This window comes from Streptomyces sp. NPDC001668 (genome assembly GCF_042893155.1).
Classification (GTDB): domain Bacteria; phylum Actinomycetota; class Actinomycetes; order Streptomycetales; family Streptomycetaceae; genus Streptomyces.
This window is the reverse complement of the sequence record NZ_JBIAUQ010000016.1, coordinates 215,931-227,693: the sequence shown is the minus strand read 5'-3', so window position 1 is coordinate 227,693 and position 11,763 is coordinate 215,931. Positions and strand designations below refer to the sequence as shown.

The window sequence follows — 11,763 nt, the reverse complement described above, 5'->3', positions numbered from 1 at the left end:
GCTGCTCACCCCGATCATGCTGTTGCTGCTCTTCGTCTACATCTTCGGCGACACCATGAGCGCCGGACTCGGGGACGGCGGCGGCGACCGCTCCGACTACGTCGCCTATCTCGTGCCGGGCCTGCTGCTGATGACGATCGGCTCCACCACGATCGGTACCGCGGTCTCCGTCTGCAACGACATGACCGAGGGCATCATCGCCCGCTTCCGGACCATGGCGATCCACCGCGGTTCGGTGCTCGTCGGCCACGTCGTCGGGAGCGTGCTCCAGTCGGTGGTCAGCGTGGTCCTCGTCGGCGCGGTCGGCGTGGCCATCGGCTTCCGCTCGACCGACGCCACCTTCCTGGAGTGGCTCGCGGCCTTCGGGCTGCTCGTGCTCTTCGCCACGGCGCTCACCTGGATCGCCGTCGGCATGGGCCTGGTCAGCCCCAACGCCGAGGCCGCCAGCAACAACGCCATGCCGCTGATCTTCCTGCCGCTCATCTCCAGCACGTTCGTCCCGGTGGACGCGATGCCGGGCTGGTTCCAGCCGATCGCCGAGTACCAGCCCTTCACCCCGGCCATCGAGACCCTGCGCGGACTGCTCCTCGGCACCGAGATCGGCCACAACGGCTGGCTCGCCGTCGCCTGGTGCCTCGGCCTCGCGCTGCTCGGCTACCGCTGGTCGACCGCGAGGTTCGACGCCGACCCGAAGTGACCGCGAGGACAGCGCGGACCGCGACGCGCGGCCCGTCCACCCCGTACGTGCGGGGAGGGCGGGCGTGCGGGTGCGTGGACGTGCGGCGCCGTGTGCCGGATCAGTCGGACGCGTACGACCCGCCCAGGGCCCACGCCTGGTGCATCGCCTCCGCGAAGGCCGCCGCGATCTTGTGCTCGCCGTGCGCGTTCGGGTGGGTGCCGTCGTAGGTGTCGTGGCTGATGTCGTACGACGACGGGGGCGAGACCGGCAGCAGGGGGGAGCGGGGTTCGTCCAGGTCCGCGATCGCCTTGCCCAGAAGCTCGTTGAAGCGGGTGACCTCCTTGGCGAAGAGCGGGTCCGACTCCGCCCGGACGTTCGGGATCACCGGGAGGACGGCCATCCGGATACGGGGGTTGGCCCGGCGGGCCTCGGCGACGAAGGCGCGGACGTTCTCCGCCGTCTGGTCCGCGTTCGTGTAGAAGCCCAGGTCGATCAGGCCCAGCGAGACAAGGAGCACGTCGGCGCGGTGCGCCCGTACCGCCTCGCCGATCAGCGGGGCCATGTGCAGCCAGCCCTCGCCCCAGCCGGCCAGGTGGGCCCGGGGGAAGTCGGGATCGGCGTACGCGTACGACGTCGGGGCGTCGGCCGCCTTGTCGTACAGCGTCTCGCGCGGGCCCACGAGGGTGAACGGGCCCCCGGAGGAGTCGCGCAGGTGCTGCCACATCCGGTACCGCCAGGTGTGCTCGCCCGCGCTGCCGATGGTCATGGAGTCGCCGACGGGCATGAATCGCAGCATGCGCACATCATCGGTGATCCTTATCGACGGGTAACAGATCTTGGGCGACTCGGCCCTGTGAAGATGGCCACGCGCCCGGGCCGTGACGCCCGCTGGGGCCGCGGGACGGAGCCGGACGGCAGGGCCACCGGAGCACTCCCGCCACTGCCCCCGTCGGCGGGGCGACCGCGTCACGGGAGGCCGTCGGCGGATCGCGCGCTGCCGGCCCACCGGGCCACGGTCACCATCGTGACCCCCGGGCCGCCACACAGACCCGCCGAAGGGGCCGGTCCACCGTGGTGGGAAACGGGTCCTGTGTCCGCGCCCGGGCTGCGGTCGGCGGGGCGACCGCGTCACGGGAGGCCGTCGGCGGATCGCGCGGTGTCGGCCGACCGGGCCACGGTCACCATCGTGACCCCCGGGCCGCCACACAGACCCGCTGAGGGGGCCGGTCCACCGTGGTGGGAAACGGGTCCTGTGTCCCCGCCCGGGCTGCGGTCGGCAGGGCGGCCGCGTCACCGGAGGCCGTCGGCGGATCGCGCGATCCGGCCCACCGGGCCGCGGGCCACCACCACACCCCCCGGCCACCACACAGACCAGCCGAAGGGACCGGTCCGCCGCGCTGGGAAACGGGCCCTGTGTCCCCACCCGGGCTGCGGTCGGCAGGGCGGCCGCGTCACCGGAGGACGCCGGCGGATCGCCGTCCCCCGGGTCCGGGCAAGCGTCCGGGGGGGGGCGACCCGCTCTCACGGGCCGGAGGCCGCTGCCTCGTGCAGCCCACCGGCACCAGGTCTCCACGACCGCCCGCCCCGATGGAAGACGATCCAGCCGGCACCGCAACCGCGGATCGCACGGCGGCACCTGGCTGATCGGAGACACTTGGGCCATGCGTCGACCCTTCGCCCGGTTCGCCGGGGCCCTCCTCGCCGGGATCCTGCTCGTGGGCGCCTTCGTCCTGCCCGCCGCCGTGACCGCCTCCGCCGCCGACGGGGACGGGAAGGGGGACAAGGGCTTCACCATCAGCGACCCCCGGATCACCGAGTCCAGCGGGCTCGCCGCCTCCCGGCAGCACCCGGGGATCTACTGGACCCACAACGACCAGGACACCGGCGCCTACCTGTACGCCGTCGACAGCGCCACCGGCAAGACCGTCGCCAGGATCACGATGACCGGCGTGGGCACCCCGCGGGACGTCGAGGCGATCTCCATCGGGCCCGGCAACGAGATCTGGGTCGGCGACATCGGCGACAACGACGGGGTCACCTGGCCCTACGTGTGGATCTACAAGCTGCCCGAGCCGAAGGTCCTCGAGGACCAGTCGGTCAAGGCCACCCAGTACGTCGTGAAGTACACCGACGGCTCACGCGACGCCGAGTCGATGGTCGTCCACCCGAAGACCGGGCGCGTCTACATCATCGACAAGCAGGAGAACGGCGGGCATCTCTACGCGGGACCCGCCACCCTCTCCCCGTCCGGGACGAACGTCTTCAAGCCCGTCAAGGCCGTCGACCTGTGGGCCACCGACGCCGCCTTCTCGCCCGACGGCCGACAGCTCGCCGTACGCGGGTACTTCGGCGGCATCTGGTACGACTGGAACGGCGGCGACATCAAGAAGGAGGGGCGGCTCAGCGTGCCCCTCGGCCAGGGGGAGTCCGTCTCCTACTCGCCGGACGGGACCAAGCTGCTGCTCGGCATGGAGGGCGCCGACAGCGAGGTGGAGGCACAGAACGCGCCCGGCGACGGCAACTCCAAGGCGCCCTCGGGGAGCGGGAGTTCCTCGGCTTCCGGAAGCGACGGCGGCGGGAACTCCGACGGCACCGTCAAGATCGGCGCCTTCGCCCTGGTGGCCGTCGTCGGCTTCTTCGGGCTCCGACGGCTATTCCGCCGTAGGTGACTCCTCGCGCCTGCGCGCGACGAACACCTCCAGACCGTCCACTGGCGGTGCGGAGGTTCCAGAAGCTCAGCCGTTGACGTCCCGCGCACAAGGTGACGTCAGGTGTCTTGACGTGTGCATGTGGCATGCCTTCCATGGGAGGTGCAGGGTGGTGGGAGCGCTCCCACCAGGTTCCGGACCTGCTCCCCCCTTCGAGAGGAAGCAGCGAACATGTTCCGCAGCTTGCGAAGAGCGCTGTGCGCGGCGGCGCTTCTGCTGCCGCTCCTGGCCGGAGCGCAGACGGCACACGCCGCCGAGGCGAAGGCCGACGCCGGTGCCGGATACTGGCACACCAGCGGCCGCCAGATCCTGGACGCCTCCGGGCAGCCGGTCCGGATCGCCGGGATCAACTGGTTCGGCTTCGAGACCAGCAACCAGGTCGTCCACGGCCTCTGGTCCCGCGACTACAAGTCCATGATCGACCAGATGAAGTCGCTGGGCTACAACACGATCCGCATCCCGTACAGCGACGACATCTTCAAGCCGGGGACCGTCCCCAACAGCATCGACTTCTCCAGCGGCAAGAACGCCGACCTCCAGGGACTCAACTCCCTCGGCGTCCTGGACAGGATCGTGTCGTACGCCGGTCAGGACGGCCTCAAGGTCATCCTCGACCGGCACCGCCCGGACTCCGGCGGCCAGTCGGCGCTCTGGTACACGGCGGCGGTCCCGGAGTCGACGTGGATCGCCAACCTCAAGGCGCTGGCGACGCGTTACAAGGGCCAGGACACGGTCGTGGGCATCGATCTGCACAACGAGCCGCACGATCCCGCCTGTTGGGGCTGCGGGGACACGGCGACGGACTGGCGTCTGGCCGCCCAGCGCGCCGGGAACGCGGTCCTCGGGATCAACCCCGACCTGCTGGTCTTCGTCGAGGGCGTGCAGACCTTCAACGGCGTCTCCGGCTGGTGGGGCGGCAACCTGATGGGCGTCGCCCAGTACCCGGTCCAGCTGAACGTCGCGAACCGGGTCGTGTACTCCGCCCACGACTACGCCACCAGCGTGGCCCAGCAGAGCTGGTTCAGCGATCCGGCGTTCCCCGCCAACATGCCGGGGATCTGGGACAAGTACTGGGGCTACATCTTCAAGCAGAACATCGCCCCGGTGTGGGTGGGCGAGTTCGGCACCACGCTCCAGTCGACCGTGGACCAGAAGTGGCTCGCGGCACTGGTGTCCTACCTGCGTCCGACGTCGACGTACGGCGCCGACTCCTTCCACTGGACCTTCTGGTCCTGGAACCCCAACTCCGGTGACACGGGCGGGATCCTGAAGGACGACTGGCAGACGGTGGACACGGTGAAGGACGGCTACCTGGCCGGCGTGAAGGCGCCGGGCTTCCCGGGCTCGGGCGGCGGCCCCGGCCCCGGCGACCCGGGCGGCTCCACGGCGGCCTGCACCGCCACGTACACGGTCAGCAGTGACTGGGGCAGCGGCTTCAACGCCGAGGTGAAGGTGACCAATTCGGGTACCACGGCTCTCAGGTCCTGGACGGTGACCTGGACCTGGCCGGGCTCGCAGAAGGTCACCTCCATGTGGAACGCGTCGTACACGCAGACCGGCTCGACCGTGACCGCGACCAACGCCGCTCACAACGGTGCTGTCGAGGTGGGGAGTTCGGCGGCCTTCGGGTTCGGGGGCGCGCCCGGGGGCGGTGGTGTGCCGAGTGTGAGCTGCACGGCTGCGTGAGGCGGCTCCGCACGTCGTGTGACCGGAGGCGCTTGGTGTGGTCCAAGTGCCTCCGGATCAAAGGAGTTTCAAATCTTTCGCTCAGAGGTTTCTCATTCGGAGATTTATTCGACAGGATGCGGCCTCATGAGAAGAAGCACAGTCGTGTTGTGCGGTGCGGCCGTCGTCCTCGCGGGTACCGTCACGGCCGTTCCCGCCGAGGCCACCCCCTCCCTCACCACGGCCACCGCCCAGGCGGCGGCGAAGGTCAGCTGGACGAAGTGCGGCACCGACGACTACCCGACCCTGCAGTGCGGTTCGGTGAAGGTTCCGCTCGACTACGCCAAGCCGAACGGCCGGAAGATAACCCTGGCCCTGTCCCGGGTCCCGCACACCGCCAAGAAGTACCAGGGTCCGCTGCTGGTCAACCCCGGCGGTCCCGGCGGCAGCGGTCTCACCCTCGCCGGCTTCGTCGCGGGCTCGCTGCCCAAGGCGGTCGCGTCCCAGTACGACGTCATCGGCTTCGACCCGCGCGGCGTGGGCCAGAGCAAGCCCGCCCTCGACTGCAAGCCGGGCTACTTCAACCCGGTCCGCCCGGACTCCGTGCCGAGCACCCCCGCCATTGAGAAGGCCAACCTGGAGCGCGCCAAGTCCTTCGCCGCCGCCTGCGGCCGCAAGTACGCGGACGTGCTGCCGTACATCAACACGATCAACGCCGTGAAGGACATGGACTCGATCCGCAAGTCCCTCGGCGCCAAGAAGATCAACTACTTCGGCTACTCGTACGGCACCTACCTCGGCCAGGTCTACGCCAAGCTCTTCCCGGGCCAGGTGCGCCGCCTGGTCCTTGACTCGATCGTCGACCCCGACGGGGTCTGGTACGACGCCAACATCTCGCAGGACTACGCCTTCGACGCCCGGCAGAAGGCGTTCATGGCGTGGATCGCCAAGTACGACTCCACCTACAAGCTCGGTACCGACCCGGCCAAGGTCGGGGCCAAGTGGTACGCGATGCGGGCGGCCCTCGCCAAGAGCCCGGCCGGCGGCAAGGTGGGCGCCTCCGAACTGGAGGACACCTTCATCCCCGGCGGCTACTACAACGGTTACTGGCCCTCCCTCGCCCAGGCGTTCGCCGCCTACGTGAACCACAAGGACACCGCCCCGCTCGTCAAGGCGTACGAGGGCATGGCGGCCATCGACGCCTCCGGCGACAACGGCTACAGCGTCTACACCGCCGTGCAGTGCCGTGACGCCGCCTGGCCGCGCGACTGGAACCAGTGGCGCAAGGACAACTGGGCCGTGTACAAGAAGGCCCCGTTCATGGCCTGGAACAACGCCTGGTACAACGCGCCGTGCGCGTACTGGCCCACCAAGCAGCTGAAGCCGGTCAGCGTCGCCAACTCCAAGCTCCCGCCGGTGCTGCTGTTCCAGGCGACCAACGACGCGGCCACCCCCTACCAGGGCGGCGTCACCGTCCACCGGCTGCTCAAGCACTCCAGCCTGGTGGTCGAGCAGGGCGGCGGCAACCACGGCATCTCGCTGAGCGGCAACGCCTGCCTCGACAAGTACCTGGTCAAGTACCTGACCGACGGTACGGTCCCGCGCGGCCACGGCACCGCCGACGCGGTCTGCAAGAAGCTGCCCGACCCGACGCCGTCGGCGCCCCAGTCGGCGAAGGCGGCCCTCAGCGGCACCTCGGCCCCGGCCCCCGCCGTCTCCGACGGCACCGCCCTGCACGGGATCCTCGGCTTCCGGGGCTGACACCCACCCGAGCAGACGCACGAGAGGGCGCCCGGCATGTCGCCGGGCGCCCTCGTCGTCGTATGGCTCGTCGTAGGTCCGAGACGACTACAGCTTCTCGATCACGTAGTCGACGCACTTGGTGAGCGCCTCGACGTCCGCCGGGTCGATCGCCGGGAACATCGCCACGCGCAGCTGGTTGCGGCCCAGCTTGCGGTAGGGCTCGGTGTCGACGATGCCGTTGGCGCGCAGGACCTTGGCGACGGCGGCGGCGTCGATCTCGTCCGAGAAGTCGATCGTGCCGATGACCTGGGAGCGCTTGGCCGGGTCGGTGACGAACGGGGTCGCGTGCTTGGACTCCTCCGCCCAGCTGTACAGACGCGTCGAGGAGTCCTTCGTACGGGCCGTGGACCACGCGAGACCGCCCTGGCCGTTGATCCACTCCAGCTGCTGGTTCAGCAGGAAGAGGGTCGCGAGGGCCGGGGTGTTGTACGTCTGGTTCTTGCGGGAGTTGTCGATCGCCGTCGGCAGCGAGAAGAACTCCGGGACGTGGCGGCCGGACGCGTGGATCCGCTCGGCGCGCTCGATCGCGGCCGGGGAGAACACGCCGATCCACAGACCGCCGTCGGAGGCGAAGGACTTCTGCGGGGCGAAGTAGTAGACGTCCGTCTCCGCGATGTCCACGGGGAGGCCGCCGGCGCCGCTCGTCGCGTCGACCAGGACCAGGGCCCCGGTGTCCGCGCCCGCGACCCGCTTGACCGGGGCCGCGACACCCGTCGAGGTCTCGTTGTGCGTGAAGGCGTACACGTCGACGCCCGCCTCGGCCCGCGGCTCCGGGTGCGTGCCGGGGTCGGAGGAGATCACGGTCGGCTCGGCCAGCCAGGGGGCCAGCTTGGACGCCTTCGCGAACTTCGACGAGAACTCGCCGAAGGTCAGGTGCTGCGACTTGTTCTCGATCAGGCCGTGCGTCGCCACGTCCCAGAACGCGGTGGAGCCGCCGTTGCCGAGGACGACCTCATAGCCCTCGGGGAGCGAGAACAGCTCACTGATGCCCTCGCGCACCTTGCCGACCAGGTTCTTCACCGGGGCCTGGCGGTGGGAGGTGCCGAGGAGGGAGGTACCGGTTGCGGCCAGCGCGTCCAGCGCTTCCGTCCGCACCTTGGAGGGGCCCGCGCCGAATCGACCGTCGGCGGGCTTGATGTCAGCGGGAATCTGGATCTCAGCCACGACTGGAGGGTAGCCGCTGGGGGAAACCTGGTCGAAACGTAGTCCGTCGGGTGAGACGCGGCGGTGTTGACCGGACTGGTTTGCTGGAGTCATGACGGATCTTGAGGCCGACCTGCGCGAGGCCGTCCGGGGCGAGGTCGGTTTCGACGTCACCTCCCGGGCCCTGACCACGATGGACGCGTCCAACTACCGGCGCGTCCCCCTCGGGGTCGTGGCTCCTCGCGACGCCGACGACGTGGCCGCCGTGCTGGAGGTCTGCCGTACCCACGGCGTCCCCGTCGTCCCCCGCGGCGGCGGCACCTCCATCGCCGGACAGGCCACCGGTACCGGGGTCGTGCTGGACTTCACCCGGCACATGAACCGGCTCCTGGCACTCGACCCCGAGGCGCGCACCGCCGTCGTCCAGCCCGGCCTCGTGCTCGACCGGCTCCAGGAAGCGGCCGCGCCGCACGGGCTGCGGTTCGGGCCCGACCCCTCCACCCACAGCCGGTGCACGCTCGGCGGGATGATCGGGAACAACTCCTGCGGTTCGCACTCGGTGGCGTGGGGGACCACCGCGGACAGCGTGGCCGAGCTGGACGTCGTCACCGCGCGCGGGCAGCGGCTGCGGCTGGGACAGGAGTGGGCCGGGGCGCCGGCCGGGCTGCGGGAGCTGGTCGACGGGGAACTCGCCCGCCTTCGGACCGGCTTCCCCGAGCTGCCCCGCCGGATCTCCGGATACGCCCTGGACGCCCTGCTGCCGGAACACCGGGCCGACGTGGCCCGGTCCTTCTGCGGCAGCGAGGGAACCCTGGGGGTGCTCACCGAGGCCGTCGTGCGGCTGGTGGAGGCGCCGCCCGCGCGTGCGCTCGCGGTGCTCGGGTACGCGGACGAAGGCGCGGCCGCCGAAGCGGCGGCAGGGCTGCTGGTGCACCGCCCCCTGACGGTGGAGGGCATGGCGGCCGACCTGGTGCCCTCGGCGGCCGCGCTGCCGCGGGGCGGCGCCTGGCTGTTCGTGGAGACCGGCGGGGAGTCGCCGGCCGAGGCACGCGCGCGTGCGGAGCGGATCGTGCGCGCGGCCGACGTCCTCGACGCCCTCGTGGTGACCGACCCGGCCGGACAGCGGACCCTGTGGCGCATCCGCGAGGACGCCAGCGGCACGGCGACCCGGATGCCGGACGGTACCGAGGCCTGGCCCGGCTGGGAGGACTGCGCGGTGCCGCCGCGGCGGCTGGGACCGTATCTGCGGGACTTCCGGCAGCTGCTCGTCGCCCACGGCCTCAGGGGCACCCCGTACGGGCACTTCGGCGACGGCTGCATCCACGTCCGTATCGACTTCGACCTGCTGACGGAGGCGGGGATCGGGAGGTTCCGGCGCTTCTCGGAGGAGCTCGCCGACCTGGTCGTGGCCCACGGGGGTTCGCTCTCCGGCGAGCACGGGGACGGCCAGGCGCGGGCCGAGCTGCTGCCGAGGATGTACGGCGACGAGATGGTCGCCCTCTTCGAGCGGGCGAAGGCCGTCTGGGACCCGGACGACCTGCTCAACCCGGGGATGCTGGTCCGCCCGGCCCCCCTCGACACCGGCCTCCGCTTCTCCGTCCTGCCCCGCGAGCCGGTCGACGTCGCCTTCGGGTACCCGGCCGACGGCGGTGACTTCTCCGCCGCCGTACGGCGCTGCGTCGGGGTCGCGAAATGCCGTACGACCCCGGCGACCGGGTCCGCCGTCATGTGCCCGTCCTTCCGGGCCACCGGCGAGGAGGCGCACTCCACGCGCGGGCGTGCCCGGCTGCTGCACGAGATGCTGGCCGGTGAGCTGGTCACCGGCGGCTGGGGCTCGACGGAGGTCCGTGACGCGCTGGATCTGTGCCTGTCCTGCAAGGGCTGCCGGTCCGACTGCCCGGTCGGGGTCGACATGGCCACGTACAAGGCGGAGTTCCTGCACCACCACTACGCCGGGCGACGGCGCCCGGCGGCCCACCACAGCATGGGCCGGCTGCCGGTGTGGCTGCGCCTGGTGGACCGTACGAGAGCGGCGGTGGTGGTCAACGCCCTTGCCTCCGTGGGGCCGTTGGCGGCCGTCGCCAAACGGCTCGGCGGGATCGCGCCCGAGCGGCGGATCCCGAAGCTGGCGAGACAGACGTTCAGCCGCTGGTGGGACAGGCGTACGGCCCGTGGTGCCGGCGCAAGGACGGTCATCCTGTGGCCGGACACCTTCACCGAGCACCTCTCACCCTCCGTGGGGCGGGCGGCCGTGCGCGTGCTGGAGGCGGCGGGGCTGCGGGTGGCGCTGCCGCCCACGGTGCACCTGGAGAAGCCCCCGGTGGGCGACGGCAGGACGGTCGCGCTCGACCCCGGGTCCCTCCTGCGCGGCCGGAGCCGGGTCTGCTGCGGCCTGACGTACGTGTCGACGGGCCAACTCGACCGCGCCCGTACGGTGTTGCGCCGCACCCTCGACCTGATGTCCCCGGTCCTCGAGACCGCGGCCCCGGTCGTCGTCCTGGAGCCGAGCTGCGCGGCCGCCCTCCGCACCGACCTGCCGGAACTGCTGCACGACGATCCGCGGGCCACCCGTCTCGCCTCCCGGGTCCTCACCTTCGCGGAGGCGCTGGAGCAACTCGCCCCCGGCTGGCGGCCACCGGCCCTGAACCGCCCGGTCGCCGGCCAGACCCACTGCCACCAGCACGCGGTCCTCGGCGACGCCCCCGACCGCCGGCTGCGCGAGGCGGCCGGCCTCACCGGCGACCTGAGCGGCGGCTGCTGCGGGCTGGCCGGCAACTTCGGCTTCGAGAAAGGGCACTTCGAGGTGTCGAGCGCTTGTGCCGAGGAGCAACTGCTGCCGTCGGTACGCCGGGCAGGTGGGGACGCGGTGGTACTCGCCGACGGGTTCTCCTGCCGTACGCAGCTGGAGCAGCTCGCGGGGGTGCGGGGGAAGCATCTCGCGGAGGTGCTGGCGGAGGAACTGGACCGAACCTCATGACCGAACCGATCTCGCACCGCGTCGCCGTCCTCTCCGACATCCACGGCGTGCTCCCCGCGCTGGAGGCGGTCCTCGCCGAGCCGGAGGTGGCCGCCGCCGAGCGGATCGTGCTGACCGGGGACATCACGGCCGGGCCCCAACCGGCGGAAGTCCTTGCCCTGTTGAGGGCGCAGGGGGAGCGAGTGCTCTGGGTCGCGGGCAACGCGGACCGGGAACTCGTCGAGTACCGCAGGGGACTGCGGACGGAGATCCCCGACCCGATCGCCCCGTACGCCGCCGACCGGCTCACCGCCGAGGACGTCGAGTTCCTGGCCGCCCTCCCCACCACCCTCACCCTCACCGTCCGCGGCCACGGCGAGGTCCTCTTCTGCCACGCCACCCCCCGCGACGACGAAGAGGCCGTCGTGGTCGACTCCCGCCCCGCCCGCTGGACGGAGGTCCTGGCCGACGTCCCGGACACCGTCCGCACGATCGTCTGCGGCCACACCCACATGCCGTACGTCCGCCTCGCCCACGGCCGTCTGATCGTCAACCCCGGCAGCGTCGGCATGCCGTACGGCCGCCCCGGCGCCCACTGGTGCCTGCTCGGTCCCGGCACCGACCTGAGGGTGACGCCGTACGACATCCAGGGGGCCGTCGACCGGCTCGTCGCGGAGTGCGACTGGCCGGGGATCGCGCAGTGGGCGGACTACTACCTCAACGCGCGGGCGACGGACGCGGAGGCGCTGGAGGTGTTCGGGGCGCGGGACGGGAGGAAGGGGGTGTAGGGACCGGCGCCCCGAGGCCGT

8 protein-coding genes are annotated in these 11,763 nt (G+C 71.5%); 6 read left to right on the top strand and 2 right to left on the bottom strand.

Translation table 11 applies throughout. The features are described from left to right. Window positions 1-697, top strand: a 697-nt coding sequence (locus tag ACFYZ8_RS36750; protein ID WP_388539117.1) for an ABC transporter permease, incomplete at its 5' end; no start/stop codon positions are given. Window positions 698-797: 100 nt separating this feature from the next. Here ACFYZ8_RS36750 and ACFYZ8_RS36745 read toward each other — a convergent pair. Beyond that, complete coding sequence (locus ACFYZ8_RS36745; RefSeq protein ID WP_388539121.1) at window positions 798-1,475, bottom strand: SGNH/GDSL hydrolase family protein; 678 nt, start codon at window positions 1,473-1,475, stop codon at window positions 798-800. An 865-nt stretch (window positions 1,476-2,340) separates the two neighbouring features. Here ACFYZ8_RS36745 and ACFYZ8_RS36740 point away from each other — a divergent pair. The 3 genes from ACFYZ8_RS36740 (at window position 2,341) to ACFYZ8_RS36730 (ending at window position 6,813) form a co-directional block, all read left to right on the top strand. Beyond that, window positions 2,341-3,348 (top strand): WD40 repeat domain-containing protein, encoded by a 1,008-nt coding sequence (locus ACFYZ8_RS36740; protein ID WP_388539124.1) that lies wholly within the window; start codon window positions 2,341-2,343, stop codon window positions 3,346-3,348. A 210-nt stretch (window positions 3,349-3,558) separates the two neighbouring features. Then, window positions 3,559-5,073 (top strand): cellulase family glycosylhydrolase, encoded by a 1,515-nt coding sequence (locus tag ACFYZ8_RS36735; protein ID WP_388539127.1) that lies wholly within the window; start codon window positions 3,559-3,561, stop codon window positions 5,071-5,073. Window positions 5,074-5,199: 126 nt separating this feature from the next. Beyond that, window positions 5,200-6,813: an alpha/beta hydrolase gene (locus tag ACFYZ8_RS36730; RefSeq protein WP_359032740.1), complete on the top strand. Its 1,614-nt coding sequence runs from the start codon at window positions 5,200-5,202 to the stop codon at window positions 6,811-6,813. 87 nt (window positions 6,814-6,900) lie between these two features. Here ACFYZ8_RS36730 and serC read toward each other — a convergent pair whose 3' ends face one another. Next, on the bottom strand, window positions 6,901-8,019 hold the full coding sequence (gene serC / locus ACFYZ8_RS36725; protein ID WP_359032742.1) for a phosphoserine transaminase: 1,119 nt from the start codon (window positions 8,017-8,019) through the stop codon (window positions 6,901-6,903). Between the two features lie 91 nt (window positions 8,020-8,110). On the opposite strand from serC, the gene ACFYZ8_RS36720 reads away from it, so the two are divergent. Further along, window positions 8,111-10,975 (top strand): FAD-binding and (Fe-S)-binding domain-containing protein, encoded by a 2,865-nt coding sequence (locus ACFYZ8_RS36720; protein WP_388539131.1) that lies wholly within the window; start codon window positions 8,111-8,113, stop codon window positions 10,973-10,975. Beyond that, the gene (locus ACFYZ8_RS36715) at window positions 10,972-11,742 is read left to right on the top strand and encodes a metallophosphoesterase family protein (protein ID WP_388539134.1); all 771 of its coding nucleotides are present in this window, start codon (window positions 10,972-10,974) and stop codon (window positions 11,740-11,742) included. Before ACFYZ8_RS36720 ends, ACFYZ8_RS36715 begins: the two co-directional genes overlap by 4 nt. The last annotated feature ends 21 nt before the right edge of the window (window positions 11,743-11,763 follow it).

Excerpts from the sequence above, each read along its gene's own strand:
- ACFYZ8_RS36740 (WP_388539124.1), top strand. The coding sequence starts at position 2,341 with ATGCGTCGACCCTTCGCCCGGTTCGCCGGGGCCCTCCTCGCCGGGATC.
- ACFYZ8_RS36715 (WP_388539134.1), top strand. The coding sequence starts at position 10,972 with ATGACCGAACCGATCTCGCACCGCGTCGCCGTCCTCTCCGACATCCAC.
- ACFYZ8_RS36720 (WP_388539131.1), top strand. The coding sequence starts at position 8,111 with ATGACGGATCTTGAGGCCGACCTGCGCGAGGCCGTCCGGGGCGAGGTC.
- ACFYZ8_RS36735 (WP_388539127.1), top strand. The coding sequence starts at position 3,559 with ATGTTCCGCAGCTTGCGAAGAGCGCTGTGCGCGGCGGCGCTTCTGCTG.
- ACFYZ8_RS36745 (WP_388539121.1), bottom strand. The coding sequence starts at position 1,475 with ATGCTGCGATTCATGCCCGTCGGCGACTCCATGACCATCGGCAGCGCG.
- ACFYZ8_RS36730 (WP_359032740.1), top strand. The coding sequence starts at position 5,200 with ATGAGAAGAAGCACAGTCGTGTTGTGCGGTGCGGCCGTCGTCCTCGCG.